This is a genomic window from Pseudoalteromonas sp. TAB23, from assembly GCF_000498075.1.
GTDB classification, from domain to species: Bacteria; Pseudomonadota; Gammaproteobacteria; order Enterobacterales; family Alteromonadaceae; genus Pseudoalteromonas; species Pseudoalteromonas arctica.
In genome coordinates, this window is sequence record NZ_AUTP01000227.1 from 15,477 (window position 1) to 32,965 (window position 17,489).

The following is a 17,489-nucleotide window of genomic DNA, read 5'->3' on the forward strand; positions in this document are numbered from 1 at the left end:
TGTTATCTAAATAAATTAGGAAATTGTGTTAAATCTAACAAATCTACCGCGTTTCTCATACAAAAACCGACATTAAAACGTCAATTTTTAATTACGGTTGATAAAACCAGCAATTTCAGGACCAAATTCTTTAATTAAACGATTCCACTCAACCATTGGCATTCTAACATCTAACAGCCAATTACCTTGCTCATCAAATCGCTCTTCATGTACTGCATTTAAACTAAACAATGCAGCTCTTAGGCGACCATACAATGGCGTAAGAAATAATGTTTCGTTAAACATCTTCTTAGCAAGTAGTTCACTAATAGCCTCACTAAGTAATTCACACCCTTCACCAGTCTGAGCGCTAAGCCATACTCTTATAGGTTGGCCTTCGTCATCTCGATCAATACGTGGGCTTACGTTATCCAGCGCATCAATTTTATTATAAATTAATAGCTGTGGTACTTCATCGGCTTCAATTTCTTTAAGCACCGATTGTACTTGTTCAATATTCTCTTGAAGACGAGAGTCTGCTGCGTCAATTACATGTAACTGTAAATCAGCTTCACGAGTTTCAGTTAGCGTTGCTTTAAAAGCAGCAACTAAGTCGTGCGGTAAATGACGAATAAAGCCCACTGTATCAGCTAAGATAACAGGACCAACATCACCTAATTCAAGCTTACGTAGAGTCGGGTCAAGCGTTGCAAACAACTGATCGGCCGCGTATACATCTGAATTCGTAATTCGATTGAATAATGTAGATTTACCCGCATTGGTATAGCCAACTAACGATACCGTAGGTATTTCGTTACGAGTACGAGCTCGCCTACCTTGTTCGCGTTGCACTGCTACTTTAGCTAAACGCGCACGGATATTTTGAATTCGGGCACGAAGTAATCGTCTATCTGTTTCAAGTTGGGTTTCACCAGGTCCACGTAAACCAATCCCGCCTTTTTGGCGTTCAAGATGGGTCCAGCCCCGAATTAATCGAGTCGACATATGGCGAAGTTGTGCCAATTCAACCTGCAGCTTACCCTCATGGGTACGTGCACGTTGGGCAAAAATATCAAGAATTAGCGTCGTTCTATCAAGCACACGACACTGACAAACACGCTCTAAATTACGCTCTTGTGACGGCCTGAGTTGATGATTGAAAATTACGACATCTGCATTGTGGATTTTGACAATCTCAGCTATTTCTTCTGCTTTACCGGTACCGACGAATAGTTTCGGATGTGGTGCTTGACGGCTGCCTTGCACAACCGCCAAACTACTAACACCAGCAGAAGATACCAACATTTCTAATTCATGAAGATCTTCACGATCCCCTTCTTTAGGTAAGTCGATATGAACTAAAATTGCCTGTTCGCCGGATTCATAGCGGTCAAACAAACATTATGCTCCTAATTAAAAGTTACCAGCTTCTGGTTCTTCAGTGTCTTCACTCCCTTGAACTGCTTGGAAGTTAACTGCGCGAGCAGGGACAACTGTTGAAATTGCATGCTTATAAACCATTTGATTTACGGTGTTCTCTAGTAAAATAACAAATTGGTCAAATGACTGAATTTTGCCTTGTAATTTTATGCCATTTACCAAAAAGATTGATACTGGAATGCGCTCACGTCGTAGTGCATTCAAAAATGGGTCTTGTAACGATTGGCCTTTTGCCATGTTATTGTTCCTTCGTTCTAGGTGTTATTATAATTAAGTGGCTGAACTTATTTGATAAAAAACAATATTCAACTACTACTAGCTTAGCGAACTTACTACACGATGCAAGTTTTCTTCGTCACCCGTTGTTAACCAAGTAACATCAGGCCAGCTACGAAGCCACGTTAACTGACGTTTTGCCAATTGACGTGTTGCTGCGATGCCACGAAAAACCATTTCATCATGGCTTGTTTCACCCGCAAGGTAATCCCACATTTGTCTATAACCAACACAACGAATAGAAGGCATATTGGGGTGTAAATCCTTACGTAGATATAGGGTCGAAACTTCATTTTCAAACCCCTGATCAATCATTATTTTAAACCTTTCTTCAATTCGGCAATGTAATTCGCTACGTTCTTGCGGTGCAATCGCAAATTGATGAAAAGTATAAGGTAAAGCCGGCTGTTTTTGCTTTTGCAACTCAGTCATGGTCTTACCAGTTAACCTGTAAACCTCTAAAGCTCGATTAATTCTTTGTGAGTCATTCTCACTTATTTTTTCGGCTGCTTTTGGGTCAACTTTAACTAATTCTTTATATAAATGAGGCCAGCCAAATTCTTTAGCTTGTGCTTCTAGCTCTGATCTTATTACTGTATCTGCTTCAGGCAAAGGCGATAAACCATCAATTAAAGATTTAAAGTACAACATTGTACCTCCAACCAATACAGGCACTTTACCTTGTCTATGAAATTCGTCAATTTTTTGTACTGCATCGCGCCTAAAATCAGCAACTGAATATGTTTCACTCGGGTCAAGTAAGTCGATCAGATGATGCGGAGCTTTAGCAAGTTCTTCTGCATCGGGTTTTGCAGTACCAATGTTCATATCTTTATACACTAACGCTGAATCAACGCTGATTATTTCTGTATTTAAATGCTCGCACAGTGAGATTGCCAATGCTGTTTTACCAGCAGCAGTTGGACCCATTAAAAATATGACTGGTAAATTACTCAACACTGATACCTTAATCTAATTGCATTAAATAGTGATTTAGCTCTATTTTAACTGCTTTTTCGCGTAAGCGTTCAATAGTTTGCGGATTATTTTGTAAGCGCATTTGTTGCGCTAAAAACACATTGCTTAAATAAAACCGGGGAGGTACACATTTTATCTGCCACTCTAACCAATTCTCTATATTTTCAAGCCCTGCTTTACACCCATCAAGTAGCTCACCTATCGCTGTACTTACATCAAGTAAATATAAGCACGCTGGCAATTTTTTAACCATTATAAACTGTTTTTCTATTACGAGTTCAAAACCAAGTAAAGTAAACCACGATTGCTGAGCTTCTATAAGTAAGCAATCTTCTTTTGATAAGTTTACTCTTACGGGCAGCAAAAGAGCTTTCCCTTCTAAACTTCCGGACTCTTTAATTTGATTATGCCAATCATCTACCAATGCATATTTGAAATGTGAGCAATACAATTGCTGCTCAACACTAAATACACACGCACCTTCATTAACACTGATGATTGAAACTGTCTTTAAAACATTATGCGCAGACTCTAACTGGTGTTGTGCTACGGGTATGTTTGCTACATTATCAAAATGCGCAGCGTGTTGCTCACTCACACCTTGATAAAACGCGTTTACATCATGATGGCTCGTACTTGGTGTAGCACGGTATGCCCCGCCACCGCCAACACTTCTAGTACCTGATGATGAACTACCAGCACTTCCAGAGTAAGAGGGCTGTAATTGCGATTTAGGGTAATCAAATACTCCATCCGCTTTTGTATCATTAGAACTACTATGCGCTGACCCCATAAACACAGGCGCAGATTCCATCTCAGAGCTAAGCGGTTCATTCGTAAACTCACCTTGCAGCGGCACTACCACTTGCTTAATAGCCTGTAATATAAAGTCATGAATTAAGCGCCCTTGATGAAAACGCACTTCATGCTTAGCTGGATGAACATTTACATCAACCTGCCGAGGGTCTATATCAATATAAATGACAAAACCGGGTAATTCTTGTGTTCCACTTACTTCTTCAAATGCCTGGCGTATAGCATGCAGAATAAGCTTATCGCGCATCATACGATTATTAACATAAGTATACTGAGTCGTATTAGCTGAACCTACAGGTAGCACCCAACCATGCAGCTGTAAGCCACCCTCTCCTGATTGAATATGCAAACCTTGCTCAGCAAAAGCCTTACCTGCAACTTGCGCTACACGTGTAATAGCCTGAGAGGGATCTGTCTTCGCACGATACTGCCTTACTACTTTTTCGTTGTGAGTTAGTGTAATAGAGACATCAAAGCGACTAAGCGCAATACGCTTTATCAACTCATCAATATGGCTAAATTCAGTTTTTTCGGTACGCAAGAATTTACGACGAGCTGGGGTGTTAAAAAATAAATCTTTTACTTCAATGGTTGTGCCATCAGGGTGCGCTACTGGCTTTACTTGCACGGCCATATCGCGACCTTCTGCAAATGCTTGCCAAGCAGCTTCTTGATCTTTTGGTTTTGAGCTCAGTGTTAAACGCGATACAGAGCTAATTGACGCAAGCGCTTCCCCCCTAAAACCAAGTGAACAAATATTTTCAAGGTCATCAAGAGATTTTAATTTACTCGTAGCGTGACGAGAAAGCGCGAGCGTTAGCTCATCTTTACTTATCCCTGAACCGTTATCACGTATACGAATAAGCTTATGACCGCCACGCTCTATATCTATCTGAATACGTGTAGCGCCAGCATCTAAACTGTTTTCGACTAGCTCTTTTACTACCGACGCTGGGCGCTCAACCACTTCGCCTGCGGCAATTTGGTTAGCTAAACGCGCGGGTAATATTTCAATATTCATGAGATTTCCTAGCAAGCATTGCGCTAATAATAATGACTAACTTTGTGGTATATCGAGCTCTTGCCCAATAAACAAAGTATTAGAGCTAAGCTTATTAACTTGTTTTAATTCAGTGACTGTAATGCCATAGCGACTCGCCAACATACTTAAAGATTCACCCGGGCGTACCTTGTGCTTTGTGGGATATTGCGACTTTAATTTAGCAAATAAAGAGTCATCAGGTGGATTTTTTAAATAGTAATTTTTAATTGAAGTAAATATAGCTTTAGCCAAACGCTCTTGATGGTTTGCACTTTTAAGCAGCTTTTCTTCTCGTGGGTTAGATATAAACCCTGTTTCTACTAAAATTGATGGGATATCTGGTGATTTAAGTACAGCAAGACTCGCATGTTGGGGATCTTTTTTATGCAGCTTAGCAACTTTACGTAGCTCTTTAACCACTTCGTCAGCTACGTTTAAGCCGGTTTTCATAGAGTGATCCATCGACATATCAAGTAATGCTTGCGCTAAGTATTTTTCGTTAGCGGCATCTTTCATTACATCCGCAGCGCCACCTAAAAGCTCAGAGTGCTTTTCTTTATCTTCTATCCATTTACCTATCTCTGAATTAGCACGCCTTAACGACAACACCCAAACAGAGGCACCATTTGGTCCCGGGCTCGTAAATGCATCAGCATGAATAGAGACAAAAAAGTCGGCCTTTTTTTCACGAGCACGATTGGTACGCGTATTAAGTTTTACAAAGTAGTCACCGCTTCGTACCATGCGCGAAATCATCCCACGTTCGCCATCAATCATGCGCTCTAAACGTTTTGCAATTTGCAGTGTTACTGTTTTTTCGTACGTGCCAGAGGGACCAATTGAACCTGGATCTTCGCCGCCATGACCCGCATCAATTGCAATCACAATATCGCGTTCTTGTCTTAACTNCGGCTGTTTGAGCAGGAGAAACAACTGTGGCAGCTTGGCTTTTATTGTATAAATCAACAACGAGCCTATTTTTATAAGGGCCTGTAGGCGCTAAAGCAAATACAACTGGCTTTACTGGTGCGTTTAATTCAAACACTAACCGAACACTGTGCTTATTTTTAGGTTTTGAGTAGCGTAGCTTGCTCACTATTTGATGTTTTGGTGGTACACCTGGTAGTATTTTTAACTCGCTAGTGTTTTCTAAATCAATTACTAAGCGGCTTGGGTTTTTAAGCATGAAATAGCTAAAGTCAGGCTTATCATTTAAATCAAATACCACACGCGTACTATCAGGGGACGGCCATACGCGTACACTATTAATTGTATTTTTGGCCCACAGCGGCAAGCTTATGGTAATAACCATAAGGTAAATAAAGAGTTTAACTACACCTCGGCTCATTTGATAATTACTGCCTTAACTATATTATTATTTGTTATTTAGTTTTTCGACAATTGCTACACCACGCTCACTGGCGCTATTAATAACAATTTTACGTTCGTTACCCATATAGCTTAGAGTAATATCTAAATCAGGCACAGGAATAAATTCACCACCTTTTTCAGGCCACTCAACAACGCAAATTGCATCTGGTGAAAAATAATCGCGTATTCCCATGTATTCTAGTTCTTCAGGGTCACCTAAGCGGTATAAATCAAAATGATAAACATTTGCGCGCTCGAGTTCATAGGGTTCAACAAGTGTATACGTTGGGCTTTTAACTTTGCCTGTATGTCCAAAGCCTTGCACTACACCTCGAGTAAACGTTGTTTTACCAGCGCCTAAATCACCATGTAAATAAATAACCGCACCTTGCTCTATAATATCAGCAACGCGATTACCCATTGCGACCGTGGCTACTTCATCAGTCAAATGAAATTCAAAACTACGCGTCATTACTACCTCAAAAATTCATTCAAAAGCGCATATTTGCTAATCATACCAGAATATTAATTTAAGGCGATAAATTGAGGTTTTAGACATAAAAAAACCAGATAAGCTGATGATGAAAGTTGTGTATGGATGTCTATTTTCGATACTTTGAAACTGTATCATTGTAATAAAATAAGGTAAGTGAGTTCTCAAACTAAAAGACTGTAAAAGAAAAGTAACACCACGAATTAGATGACCCCATGTTGGCATTAAATTAACTGAGATATGTAAGTTTATTATCTAACTTCTTCTGATTCAGTAGATGGTTCTGCTAGCAAAAAAGTAACTGGTACATGAAACTCTCACTACTCCCCAAGATAACTTTGTATTTTCAGATATAAGACTGATCCAGGTGACCCGCTCATCCTAGTTTACTGTTTGCAGGTGCTTTAAAAACAAAAAGCCCCAGCTAATGCCGGGGCTTTTTTACAAAACTAACTTAATTAAAAAATTAAGCTTGTTTTGGACTAGAAATAACGTCTACTAAAGTCCAAGATTTATTCTTAGAAATTGGTGCGCATTCACGGATAGTAACTACGTCACCCGCTTTTGCTGTGTTATTTTCGTCATGTACGTGTAACTTAGTCGTACGTTTAATGAATTTCCCATAGATTGGGTGCTTCACATAACGTGCGATAGCGATAGTGAAAGATTTTTCCATCTTGTCGCTGATTACACGGCCTTGAAGAGTACGAATTTTATCGCTCATTATTGACCTGCCTTCTGGTTAATAACTGTTTTTACACGCGCGATATCGCGGCGTACTGTTCTTAGCGTGTGTGTCTGAGCTAACTGACCAGTGCTAGCTTGCATGCGCATATTAAATTGCTCACGAAGTAGTCCTAGAAGTTCAGCATTAAGCTCTTCTACGCTTTTGTCTTTTAGTTCGCTAGCTTTCATCACATTACCGTCCGAGTTACGAAAGTTGTTTTGAATGGCAATTTACGAGCAGCAAGGTCGAATGCTTCACGAGCAAGCTCTTCTGAAACACCTTCCATTTCGTAAAGTACTTTACCAGGCTGAATTTCAGCAACCCAATATTCAACAGAACCTTTACCTTTACCCATACGAACTTCAAGAGGTTTTTCTGTAATCGGTTTGTCAGGGAAGACACGAATCCAGATTTTACCTTGACGTTTCACGTGACGCGTCATAGCACGACGAGCTGCTTCGATTTGACGAGCAGTCATACGGCCACGGCCAGTTGCTTTCAATCCGAAAGTACCGAAGCTTACTTTGTTACCGTTTTGCGCTAAACCGCGGTTGCGGCCTTTGTGCATTTTACGGAATTTTGTACGTTTTGGCTGTAACATTAGTCGCTACCTCTACTTAGCACTTTTCTTGGCTTTCTTTGGTGCGCGTTTAGCTGGCTTCTCTTGCTCTTGTACTAGTGGTAAACCACCAATAACTTCGCCTTTGAAGATCCAAACTTTAACACCAATGATACCATAAGTGGTTAAGGCTTCAGAAGTTGCGTAATCGATATCAGCACGAAGAGTATGTAGAGGTACACGACCTTCACGATACCATTCTGAACGTGCGATTTCAGCGCCGCCAAGACGACCGCTAACTTCAACTTTAATCCCTTTAGAACCGATGCGCATTGCATTTTGTACCGAACGCTTCATAGCGCGACGGAACATAACACGACGTTCTAGTTGAGAGGCAATGCCGTCTGCTACTAGTTGTGCATCTAGTTCTGGTTTACGTACTTCAGAGATATTAATCTGAGCAGGTACACCAGCGATTTTAGTTACCGCTTGACGTAATTTTTCTACGTCTTCGCCTTTTTTACCGATAACAACACCCGGACGAGCCGTATGAATTGTTACACGGATTGATTTTGCTGGACGCTCAATAACGATTTTAGACACAGAAGCCGTTTTCAATTCCTTAGTAAGGAATGTACGAACTTTGTGATCGCCAAAAAGCTGTGCAGAGAAATCTTTTGAACTCGCGTACCAGGTAGAAACCCAAGGTTTAGATATACCTAGGCGAATACCAGTAGGATGAACTTTTTGTCCCATTACTTATACTCCTAGCTATCTGAAACCATAACAGTGATATGGCTTGTACGCTTAAGGATGCGGTCTGCGCGTCCTTTAGCACGAGGCATAATACGTTTCATTGTAGGACCATCGTCCACAAAGATCGTTGTTATACGAAGCTCATCAATGTCAGCACCTTCGTTATGCTCTGCGTTAGCAATAGCAGACTCAAGTACTTTCTTAACTAATACAGCCGCTTTCTTCGGGCTGTACGCCAGGATTTCTAGTGCGCGATCTACAGGTAACCCGCGGATCTGATCTGCAACTAGACGTGCTTTTTGCGCCGAACCAGAGGCGAATTTATGTTTAGCTAATGCTTGCATTTATCTTCCCCTCTTATCGTTTCTTCGCTTTCTTATCCGCAGCATGGCCACGGTAAGTGCGAGTTGGTGCAAATTCACCTAGTTTGTGACCGATCATTTCGTCAGAAACGAAAACTGGTACGTGCTGGCGACCATTATGGACAGCAATGGTCAATCCGATCATGTTAGGTATGATCATTGAACGACGGCTCCAAGTTTTAATTGGCTTTTTCTCACCGCTTTCCAAAGCTTTCTCTACCTTCTTCAGCAAGTGTAGGTCTATAAAAGGACCCTTCTTGAGAGAGCGTGGCATGGCTATTCCTCAATATTACTTAGTACGACGACGTACTATAAATTTATCCGTACGCTTGTTCTTACGCGTCTTCGCACCTTTAGTCGGTTTACCCCATGGAGACACAGGATGACGACCACCAGATGTACGACCTTCACCACCACCGTGTGGGTGATCTACCGGGTTCATGGCAACACCACGAACTGTCGGACGAATACCACGCCAGCGATTTGCACCTGCTTTACCAAGTGAACGAAGCATATGCTCAGCATTGCCTACTTCACCTAGAGTCGCACGACAATCAGATTCAACTTTACGAACTTCGCCTGAACGAAGACGTAATGTTACATATTGACCATCACGAGCAAGGATTTGAACGTATGCACCAGCAGAACGTGCGATTTGAGCACCTTTACCTGGTTTTAATTCTACGTTGTGAACAGTCGAACCTACAGGCATATTACGCATTGGTAATGCATTACCAGGCTTGATTGGTGCATCAACACCAGACTGGATTGCATCGCCAGCTTTTAAGCCTTTAGGTGCGATAATGTAACGACGCTCACCGTCTGCATATAATACAAGAGCGATGTTTGCGCTACGATTTGGATCGTATTCTAAACGTTCAACAGTAGCTGGAATGCCATCTTTAGTACGTTTAAAATCGATTAAACGGTAGTGTTGTTTATGACCACCACCGATATGACGAACCGTAATACGACCATTGTTATTACGACCACCTGATTTAGAGTTTTTCTCTAAAAGTGGTGCGTATGGCTTACCCTTATGTAGATCAGAGTTAACCACTTTAACTAGGTGACGACGGCCCGCAGAAGTAGGCTTACACTTTTGAAGTGCCATAATTCTATCCCCTTATTACTCGGCGCCGCCGACAAAGTCTAGCTCGCTGCCTTCTTTAAGAGTAACGTAAGCTTTCTTCCAGTCGCTACGACGACCGAAACGTGCGCCAGTACGTTTTGTTTTACCCTTAACGTTAAGTGTGCGAACACCAGTTACTTCTACTTCAAAAAGCTTCTCAACTGCTACTTTAATTTCAGCTTTAGTTGCGTCATTTACTACTTTAAAAACAATAGTATTGTTTTCTTCAGCAGCAATTGTGCTTTTTTCAGAGATATGTGGAGCAAGGATCACTTTTAAAAGACGTTCTTCGCGAATCATGCTAGCGCCTCCTCAAGTTGCTTAACAGCAGCGGCTGTAATAAGTACCTTATCGAAAGCAATTAAGCTTACAGGATCGATACCAGCTACATCACGTGTGTCAACCTTATAAAGGTTACGTGCCGATAAGAAAAGATTTTCATCTACTTCTTCAGTCACGATAAGAACATCTTTAAGCTCAAGTTCTTTAAGCTTAGCAACTAGTTCTTTAGTTTTTGGTGCTGCTAGAGCAAAACTTTCAACAACGATTAAACGCTCTTGACGAACTAATTCAGATAAGATGCTTTTAATCGCACCACGGTACATTTTACGGTTTACTTTTTGGCTGTGGTCTTGTGGTTTAGCTGCAAAGCTAACGCCACCTGAACGCCAAATTGGGCTACGGATTGTACCGGCACGTGCACGGCCAGTACCTTTTTGAGCCCATGGTTTTTTACCACCACCGCTTACTTCAGAACGTGTCTTCTGAGCACGAGTACCTTGACGAGCACCTGCTGCGTATGCAACAACTACTTGATGTACTAATGCTTCGTTAAACTCACGTCCAAAAGTAGCTTCAGAAACTTCAAGACCGCCAGAAGCGTCTTTAATTGCTAATTCCATCACTAAATCTCCAGGACTTATGCTTTAACAGCTGGTTTAACGATAACGTCACCGCCAATAGCTCCAGGTACTGCACCCTTAACTAAAAGCAAATTACGCTCAGCGTCAACGCGAACTAGTTCTAAGTTTTGAGTCGTTACACGCTCAGCACCCATATGACCGGCCATTTTCTTACCTTTAAACACCTTACCAGGTGATTGGTTTTGACCGATTGAACCAGGAGCACGGTGAGATAGAGAGTTACCATGTGTAGCGTCTTGCATGCTGAAATTCCAGCGCTTAACACCACCTTGGAAACCTTTACCTTTAGAAGTACCGGTTACGTCAACCTTGTTGATTTCGTTGAATAATTCAACAGTAAGCTCAGCGCCTACTTCAAAATCGCCTTCACCACCGTTAAGGCGGAATTCCCACAGACCGCGACCCGCTTCAACACCAGCTTTAGCGAAATGACCCGCTTTAGCTTTGTTTACACGACTTGCTTTTTTAGTGCCTGCGGTTACTTGAAGCGCGTTATAACCGTCTGTTGCGTCAGATTTGATCTGAGCAATGCGGTTAGGTGTCGCTTCAATAACTGTCACAGGGATAGATACACCATCTTCAGTGAAGATTCGTGTCATACCCACTTTACGACCGACTAGACCTAATGCCATTTTCCTAAAACCTCTCTAATCTTTCGATTAACCCAGGCTGATTTGAACATCAACACCAGCAGCAAGATCTAAACGCATAAGCGCGTCTACAGTCTTGTCAGTTGGTTCTACGATGTCTATCAGACGTTTATGGGTGCGGATCTCGTACTGATCACGCGCATCTTTATTAACGTGCGGTGAAGTTAGTACAGTAAAACGTTCAAAGCGTGTAGGTAGTGGGATTGGACCACGTACTTGTGCGCCAGTGCGTTTCGCAGTTTCCACGATTTCTGCCGTTGATTGGTCAATCAAACGGTGGTCAAAAGCTTTTAGGCGAATACGAATGCGTTGATTTGACATTCTTAACCTCAATATAAAGAGCATATAAAAGAGCATAAAAAAACGACCGAAACAATCTTAAAACTTAAGATGTCGGCTGTTTGATTATATCTACGTTGAGTTCCAAATCGGAACTCCTGTTTATTAGCTTGAAATCCAAGCTTAATTTATCCTTTCTAATTCCCAGAGGAATTTTGAAAGCCTGCGTATTATAGAGGTATTGGTGATAAATGCAACAACTATTTAGAAACAATACAATGGCTGTAAATTTGATTAAATAAGCGCCCATACATGCTTATTAGCTATACTTGAACTAATAGCTCTACTTGCTAGTCAATAAACAAGTTAACACCTTAATTACGCAAACTAAGTGATTTTTAGATATTATGGTATCCTACTGCGCTAATTTTGCCCTTAATACTCTCAATATGGTGAGTCGATGCGTATTTTTAATTATTGTTTAAATGTTATGTCTGCTGGATTTAGCCGCTTATTTGTAAAAAGCAAAGTGCTGCCAGAAAATCCTATTAAACAGTATGATCTAAACCCTGAGTATCCTACATTTTATATAGTGCGTTTAAATTCACGATTTGATTTAGCGGCTCTCGCACATGCGTGTAAAAAAAATGGTCTACCTAGCCCAACTGAAGAGCAAGTATTAGGTAACCAAGATTTAGACCGTTTTATTGGTATTAAAAATCCACCACCACTGTTTGGTGATGAAGCTAAGCCAACCAATGCTTTAGCTCAAGGTAAACAAATTATTGAATACCTAATACAAAGTGGGCAGCAAAACGTACAAGTGGTTCCGGTTACTATTTTATGGGGTCGCGACCCGGGTAAAGAAAAGCCGGGGCTACGAACTTTAATTACGCACTCTCTAACTCCTAGCTGGTTTAGAAAGTTTTTTGTGGTGTTGTTTTCAGGACGCGACAACTTTATTCGCTTTAGCCAACCACTCGACTTATCGCTTTTAGTTAATGAAAAAGCCGATGTAAGCGAGTTACCACATAAATTATTACGTGTAGCACGTGTTCACTTTAAGCGCCAAAAGCTAGCTGCTACAGGCCCTAAAATGCCCTCTCGTGAACAATTATTTAATTCATTATTAGCGTCACCTACAATAAAAAAAGCAATTCAAGATGAAGCTAAAGCTAAAAACATTAGCCAAACAGAAGCCCGCCAAAATGCACTTAAGCTACTTGATGAGATAGCTGCTAATTACTCTGAAGCAATGATACGTGTGGCCGAGCGATTTTTAACTTGGTTGTGGAATAAGCTCTATAACGGTATTGATATTAAACACGCAGAACAAATTCATGAACTAACAGATAAAGGCCATGAAATAATCTATATGCCTTGTCATCGCAGTCATATGGATTACTTACTGCTTACTTACTCTATTTATCATTTAGGCTTAGTTCCACCACATATAGCGGCAGGNTATAAATCTTAATTTTTTCCCTGCCGGTGGCATATTTAGACGCTCCGGGGCATTTTTTATTCGTCGCTCGTTTGCAGGCAATAAACTTTATTCTGCCATATTCAAAGAGTATTTAAGCCAACTGTTTATTAAAGGTTACTCTGTTAAGTTTTACACGGAAGGCGGTCGAAGCCGAACTGGGCGCTTACTTCCACCTAAAACAGGTATGCTATCTATGACATTACAAGCAATGCTACGCGGAATAGACAGACCAATATCTATCGTTCCTGTGTACATTGGCTACGAGCACGTCATGGAAATTAACACCTACCTTAAAGAGCTGGATGGAAAAGATAAAAAAGGCGAATCTATATTTGGTATTTTTAAGGCAATCAAAAACCTTAAAAACTACGGTCGTGGTAATTTAAACTTTGGTGATCCAATCTCGATTAACCAATACTTAAACGATAACCAACCTGATTGGCGTGATTCAATACACCCTACCGATGTGCAAAAGCCACAATGGTTAGCGCCACAAGTAACTAAACTTGCCGACCAAGTAATGGTTAAAATTAATAATGCGGCCGCGCTTAATGCGGTTAACTTACTAGCGATGATATTGCTGGTTAACGATAAACAAGCATTGAGTAAACCAAAGCTATTAGCACAACTTGATTTTTATCTGCGCTTACAGCGCGATGCAAGCTATAGCGATAAAGTAACCGCGCCAGACGAAACACCAGAGCAATTACTAACGCATGCATTAAAGCTGAATAAGTTTGAAGTTATCAGTGATGAATTTGGCGAAATTATTACTATTAGCGATAAAGAAAAAGTACTGTTTAATTACTACCGAAACAACATTTTGCACTTGTTTGCAGTACCAAGCTTAATTGCACTACATCTATTCAAACAACACAGCACAACTATTGAGCAATGCCAGCAACTTGTAAAAACGTTTTATCCGTTATTTGCTAAAGAATGGTATTTACAGCCTCTTGATGAAAACTATATAACGCGTATTTTAGCTAATTTTGCTGATCAAAATTTAATTGAGTTTGATGGCGATAACATTCATATAACGAACAGTAATGACTGCTTAGCTAAGCTAGAAATGCTTGGACGAGCACTTAGTTTTACTCTACAACGTTACGCTATTGTGATTGGTTTTATTCAAACAAGTGATGGCATTGAAAAAGCAGAATTAGAACGAGAGAGCCAAGTGCTTGCACAACGTTTAGGCACACTGCATGGTATTAAAACACCTGAATTTTTTGATAAAAAAGTACTTGTTAGTTTTATCGAAAACTTACGTGGCGAGTCGTTAATAACAGATGGTGATAAAGGCTTAGTAGGCAGTACACAACTTTGCGAAACCTACGCACACCTTAAAACATTACTGCCAGCACGCGTCTGGCAGTCAATCAGCGATATAGTACAAGATCAGTGTAACTAGGGCGTGTTGATCTTTGTGGATTGAAATTTGTTCAATCTAGGGGCGATTAAATCGCGGCGCGAGGTTTGTAACCTAGTGGGCTAAGTAAAAACCGAGCAACAAAGAATTAATCGTCCCTAGAAAGAACCCAAAGGGCAGCGCATGTTTGGTCTTTATGCTGCGTTATCGCCTATTTATGGGGAATAACCACACTGCATAGACTCTGCCTTGCCTAAAAACCAAACATACTGCTGTAAATTCACCCACCAAAGTTCAACACGCCCTAGTACTATATCTATAAAAGGGGGTTAGCGCTGACGCATAACCCCTTCTTGCATTGTTGAGGCAACCAAGTTGCCTTGGCGATCAAAAAACTGCCCGCGTACCAAACCACACCCATTACTCGCACTTGGACTATCAATTGAATACAAAATCCAATCATCCATTCTAAATGGGCGATGAAACCACATTGCATGATCTATAGTAGCTACTTGCATATTTGACTGCATAAACGATACACCATGAGGCTGCAATGCTGTTGGTAAAAACTCAAAATCAGAGGCGTATGCTAATAAGTAATTGTGGATGCGCTGATCGTCTGGCATTTCACCATTAGCTTTAAACCAAATATGCTTTACTGGCTCCATAACTTCTGGTTTAAATGGGTTATGAAAAGTAACTGGTCGCATTTCAATTGGCATTTCACGCGTAAACTTATTACGAATGACTTCAGGGATATGCGAAGCGTTATCTTGATAAAACTCAAGTGATGAACGTAACTCTTCAGGTGCGGGTACATCAGGCATTGTTGCTTGATGCGACAAACCATTTTCTTCACCTTGGAATGACGCTGTCATATAAAAGATTGGCTTACCGTACTGAATCGCTTTTACTCGGCGAGTACTAAAGCTCTTTCCATCGCGAATAGTTTCTACATCATAAACAATCGGTTTAGCTGGATCGCCTGGGCGTAAAAAGTAAGAATGTAATGAATGAACTATACGCCCCTCAGGTAGAGTTTCTTTAGCGGCAGAAAGCGCCTGCCCCATAACTTGACCGCCAAACACAGCACCAAAGCCTAAATCTTGGCTTTGTCCTCGATATAAACCTTGCTCAATTTCTTCAAGTGTTAACAACGACAATAAATCATCTAATACTTGGCTCATTACTTCTTCCTCATTACCCTAGTATCTAAATGATACTATACAATAGTGGGAAGTAAATATTTGTTAGGAATACTGTTATGGCTTACTGGCTATTTAAAACTGAACCCGATGCGTTTTCATTAGATGATTTAAAAAACGCACCAAAACAAACGACTCTTTGGGAAGGCGTGCGTAATTACCAAGCGCGAAACTTCATGCGTGATGGCGTTAAGGTCGGTGATTCAGTGATGATTTACCATTCAAGCTGTAAACACGTAGGTGTAGCGGGTATTGCCGAAGTGGCACACGATGCCTACCCAGATCCTACTCAGTTTGATTTAAGTAGCGACTATTACGATGCAAAAGCCACCAGCGACAAACCACGCTGGGTTGTTGTTGAGGTTACTTACCAAAGCCATTTAAAAAAATTAATTAGCCTTAAAGATATTAAAGCCAATAATAATATTACTGAAATCGCACTTAAAAAAGGCGGACGACTATCAATAATGCCTGTTACTAAAAATGACTGGGATGAAATAATCAAAATGGCGCAGTAACACCCTCTCGGTTTGACCTAATTTCATTGAGTTTGATATGATCTACGCTGACTTATAGCTGGAGGATTAATGAAATTACTGTATTGGTTAGATGAATGGTTAACTCTCCCGCGCAATGAGCAACAAACTCGATTACCCATGACGGGTAGTGATTTACTCGGCGATGTATTTGTTAAGTATGATTTTGTTGACGTTAATAAGCCCCTGCTTTTTACCTTTTCACCCGCAGGCACTAACGTGCAAGAGCAAGATCTTCACCCTGATTTTGCACCATGGGGTTATCACTTGGCTCAAAAACAAAACGTAAACGTAATCGCTTTTCAGCATTTAGGTAAAAGTAATTGGTTTCGTAATCGTAATTTAATCTTTTTTCTCGAGCAATTATCAACATTACTTACGCCGTTTAATTGTCGATTAGGCTATGGCTTAAGCCGTGGCGGATTTGCTGTTGGCGCTTTTGCTAAACTATTAAAGCTAAACCAAGTACTGTTCTTTCACCCGGTAAGTACTAAAAATAAAGAATTAGTACCGTGGGATGACCGCTCTAGTACCGATATAGCTCAGCAGTTTGACTGGCAACAAGATTATCACGATCTAGATTTAGGAGATGCCCAAGGCTATATTATTTACGATCCTACTAATCGTATAGACCGAATGCACGCCAAGCGCTATAAGCAGTTAACTCACTTGCGAGTATTTGGTATGGGACATGGCACACACGCTACATATTTGAATAAGTTTGGGTTTTATAAGCAAGTAGCCGTTGATTTCATTCAACATCAGCAAATCGATATTGCACAGTTTCGCCTGCAAACCAAAACCTTACGCTTAAAAGAAGATTATTATCAAAGTCTCAATACGGCTAATGCAGACTCCCCCCATCGTTTAGCATTATTGAGTACAGCGCATAAAATTTTAGCTGATGAAAAAGAAGTGTATGTACAAGAGCATCAAGCAAAAATTGATATTCAGCCATTAATAGATGTGGCACTTAAGCACCAAGATGAGCACCCTAATGATGCTATTCAGCTATTAGAAGTCGCCCAGCAACTTCTACCTGACGACCCTCTAATTGAGCATAAACTCAAACAGTTGGAAGAGTAATTATTCCAACGAAAACTGCTA

General features: G+C 40.7%; 19 protein-coding genes and 2 pseudogenes. 3 read left to right on the forward strand and 18 right to left on the reverse strand.

Translation table 11 applies throughout. The annotated features are described in order from the left end of the window. Window positions 1-87: 87 nt before the first annotated feature. From hflX to rpsJ, 17 genes and pseudogenes are all read right to left on the reverse strand, one after another. The gene (gene hflX / locus L654_RS0113245; protein WP_007586404.1) at window positions 88-1,377 is read right to left on the reverse strand and encodes a ribosome rescue GTPase HflX; all 1,290 of its coding nucleotides are present in this window, start codon (window positions 1,375-1,377) and stop codon (window positions 88-90) included. Window positions 1,378-1,392: 15 nt separating this feature from the next. Next, window positions 1,393-1,656 (reverse strand): RNA chaperone Hfq, encoded by a 264-nt coding sequence (hfq, locus tag L654_RS0113250; protein WP_007586402.1) that lies wholly within the window; start codon window positions 1,654-1,656, stop codon window positions 1,393-1,395. Between the two features lie 78 nt (window positions 1,657-1,734). After that, window positions 1,735-2,652, reverse strand: a complete 918-nt coding sequence (miaA, locus tag L654_RS0113255) for a tRNA (adenosine(37)-N6)-dimethylallyltransferase MiaA (protein WP_024608192.1) — start codon at window positions 2,650-2,652, stop codon at window positions 1,735-1,737. A 10-nt stretch (window positions 2,653-2,662) separates the two neighbouring features. After that, window positions 2,663-4,510, reverse strand: a complete 1,848-nt coding sequence (gene mutL / locus L654_RS0113260) for a DNA mismatch repair endonuclease MutL (protein WP_024608193.1) — start codon at window positions 4,508-4,510, stop codon at window positions 2,663-2,665. A gap of 36 nt (window positions 4,511-4,546) precedes the next feature. Continuing rightward, window positions 4,547-5,879, reverse strand: a pseudogene (locus L654_RS01000000126060) (N-acetylmuramoyl-L-alanine amidase). A 27-nt stretch (window positions 5,880-5,906) separates the two neighbouring features. Then, complete coding sequence (tsaE, locus tag L654_RS0113270; RefSeq protein WP_024608194.1) at window positions 5,907-6,374, reverse strand: tRNA (adenosine(37)-N6)-threonylcarbamoyltransferase complex ATPase subunit type 1 TsaE; 468 nt, start codon at window positions 6,372-6,374, stop codon at window positions 5,907-5,909. Window positions 6,375-6,861: 487 nt separating this feature from the next. Then, entirely contained in the window at window positions 6,862-7,119 is a 258-nt protein-coding gene (gene rpsQ, locus L654_RS0113275; RefSeq protein WP_002957888.1) for a 30S ribosomal protein S17, read from the reverse strand. Continuing rightward, window positions 7,119-7,310 carry a 50S ribosomal protein L29 gene (gene rpmC, locus L654_RS0113280; RefSeq protein WP_002957889.1) on the reverse strand — a complete coding sequence of 64 codons (192 nt, stop codon included), beginning with the start codon at window positions 7,308-7,310 and terminating at the stop codon, window positions 7,119-7,121. The genes rpsQ and rpmC overlap by 1 nt, the downstream gene beginning before the upstream one ends. Next, on the reverse strand, window positions 7,310-7,723 hold the full coding sequence (gene rplP, locus L654_RS0113285) for a 50S ribosomal protein L16 (RefSeq protein WP_002957890.1): 414 nt from the start codon (window positions 7,721-7,723) through the stop codon (window positions 7,310-7,312). The genes rpmC and rplP overlap by 1 nt, the downstream gene beginning before the upstream one ends. Before the next feature lie 12 nt (window positions 7,724-7,735). Continuing rightward, entirely contained in the window at window positions 7,736-8,437 is a 702-nt protein-coding gene (rpsC, locus tag L654_RS0113290) for a 30S ribosomal protein S3 (RefSeq protein ID WP_002957891.1), read from the reverse strand. Between the two features lie 11 nt (window positions 8,438-8,448). Next, window positions 8,449-8,781, reverse strand: a complete 333-nt coding sequence (gene rplV / locus L654_RS0113295) for a 50S ribosomal protein L22 (protein WP_002957892.1) — start codon at window positions 8,779-8,781, stop codon at window positions 8,449-8,451. A gap of 13 nt (window positions 8,782-8,794) precedes the next feature. Continuing rightward, on the reverse strand, window positions 8,795-9,073 hold the full coding sequence (gene rpsS, locus L654_RS0113300) for a 30S ribosomal protein S19 (protein WP_004588689.1): 279 nt from the start codon (window positions 9,071-9,073) through the stop codon (window positions 8,795-8,797). Between the two features lie 15 nt (window positions 9,074-9,088). Further along, window positions 9,089-9,913, reverse strand: coding sequence for a 50S ribosomal protein L2 (gene rplB / locus L654_RS0113305; RefSeq protein WP_002957895.1), 825 nt, complete (start codon window positions 9,911-9,913; stop codon window positions 9,089-9,091). Between the two features lie 15 nt (window positions 9,914-9,928). Then, window positions 9,929-10,231: a 50S ribosomal protein L23 gene (gene rplW, locus L654_RS0113310; protein WP_002957896.1), complete on the reverse strand. Its 303-nt coding sequence runs from the start codon at window positions 10,229-10,231 to the stop codon at window positions 9,929-9,931. Further along, entirely contained in the window at window positions 10,228-10,833 is a 606-nt protein-coding gene (rplD, locus tag L654_RS0113315) for a 50S ribosomal protein L4 (protein WP_002957897.1), read from the reverse strand. Before rplD ends, rplW begins: the two co-directional genes overlap by 4 nt. 17 nt (window positions 10,834-10,850) lie before the next feature. Next, window positions 10,851-11,486, reverse strand: coding sequence for a 50S ribosomal protein L3 (gene rplC, locus L654_RS0113320; protein ID WP_002957898.1), 636 nt, complete (start codon window positions 11,484-11,486; stop codon window positions 10,851-10,853). Window positions 11,487-11,513: 27 nt separating this feature from the next. Beyond that, entirely contained in the window at window positions 11,514-11,825 is a 312-nt protein-coding gene (gene rpsJ, locus L654_RS0113325; RefSeq protein ID WP_002957900.1) for a 30S ribosomal protein S10, read from the reverse strand. A 418-nt stretch (window positions 11,826-12,243) separates the two neighbouring features. On the opposite strand from rpsJ, the pseudogene plsB reads away from it, so the two are divergent. After that, window positions 12,244-14,683, forward strand: a pseudogene (plsB, locus tag L654_RS01000000126065) (glycerol-3-phosphate 1-O-acyltransferase PlsB). 287 nt (window positions 14,684-14,970) lie between these two features. On the opposite strand, the gene tesB reads toward plsB, so the two are convergent. Continuing rightward, window positions 14,971-15,828, reverse strand: a complete 858-nt coding sequence (tesB, locus tag L654_RS0113335) for an acyl-CoA thioesterase II (RefSeq protein WP_024590564.1) — start codon at window positions 15,826-15,828, stop codon at window positions 14,971-14,973. Window positions 15,829-15,905: 77 nt separating this feature from the next. Here tesB and L654_RS0113340 point away from each other — a divergent pair, with 77 nt between their 5' ends. Beyond that, window positions 15,906-16,364, forward strand: coding sequence for an EVE domain-containing protein (locus tag L654_RS0113340; protein WP_024590563.1), 459 nt, complete (start codon window positions 15,906-15,908; stop codon window positions 16,362-16,364). Between the two features lie 69 nt (window positions 16,365-16,433). Then, complete coding sequence (locus L654_RS0113345; RefSeq protein ID WP_007587047.1) at window positions 16,434-17,468, forward strand: hypothetical protein; 1,035 nt, start codon at window positions 16,434-16,436, stop codon at window positions 17,466-17,468. Window positions 17,469-17,489: the final 21 nt, after the last annotated feature.

Bases quoted from the DNA above. Each gene is read 5' to 3' on its own strand.
- hfq (WP_007586402.1), bottom strand. From the start codon at position 1,656: ATGGCAAAAGGCCAATCGTTACAAGACCCATTTTTGAATGCACTACGA.
- mutL (WP_024608193.1), bottom strand. From the start codon at position 4,510: ATGAATATTGAAATATTACCCGCGCGTTTAGCTAACCAAATTGCCGCA.
- tsaE (WP_024608194.1), bottom strand. From the start codon at position 6,374: ATGACGCGTAGTTTTGAATTTCATTTGACTGATGAAGTAGCCACGGTC.
- rpsQ (WP_002957888.1), bottom strand. From the start codon at position 7,119: ATGAGCGATAAAATTCGTACTCTTCAAGGCCGTGTAATCAGCGACAAG.
- rpmC (WP_002957889.1), bottom strand. From the start codon at position 7,310: ATGAAAGCTAGCGAACTAAAAGACAAAAGCGTAGAAGAGCTTAATGCT.
- rplP (WP_002957890.1), bottom strand. From the start codon at position 7,723: ATGTTACAGCCAAAACGTACAAAATTCCGTAAAATGCACAAAGGCCGC.
- rpsC (WP_002957891.1), bottom strand. From the start codon at position 8,437: ATGGGACAAAAAGTTCATCCTACTGGTATTCGCCTAGGTATATCTAAA.
- rplV (WP_002957892.1), bottom strand. From the start codon at position 8,781: ATGCAAGCATTAGCTAAACATAAATTCGCCTCTGGTTCGGCGCAAAAA.
- rpsS (WP_004588689.1), bottom strand. From the start codon at position 9,073: ATGCCACGCTCTCTCAAGAAGGGTCCTTTTATAGACCTACACTTGCTG.
- rplB (WP_002957895.1), bottom strand. From the start codon at position 9,913: ATGGCACTTCAAAAGTGTAAGCCTACTTCTGCGGGCCGTCGTCACCTA.
- rplW (WP_002957896.1), bottom strand. From the start codon at position 10,231: ATGATTCGCGAAGAACGTCTTTTAAAAGTGATCCTTGCTCCACATATC.
- rplD (WP_002957897.1), bottom strand. From the start codon at position 10,833: ATGGAATTAGCAATTAAAGACGCTTCTGGCGGTCTTGAAGTTTCTGAA.
- rplC (WP_002957898.1), bottom strand. From the start codon at position 11,486: ATGGCATTAGGTCTAGTCGGTCGTAAAGTGGGTATGACACGAATCTTC.
- rpsJ (WP_002957900.1), bottom strand. From the start codon at position 11,825: ATGTCAAATCAACGCATTCGTATTCGCCTAAAAGCTTTTGACCACCGT.
- tesB (WP_024590564.1), bottom strand. From the start codon at position 15,828: ATGAGCCAAGTATTAGATGATTTATTGTCGTTGTTAACACTTGAAGAA.
- L654_RS0113340 (WP_024590563.1), top strand. From the start codon at position 15,906: ATGGCTTACTGGCTATTTAAAACTGAACCCGATGCGTTTTCATTAGAT.
- L654_RS0113345 (WP_007587047.1), top strand. From the start codon at position 16,434: ATGAAATTACTGTATTGGTTAGATGAATGGTTAACTCTCCCGCGCAAT.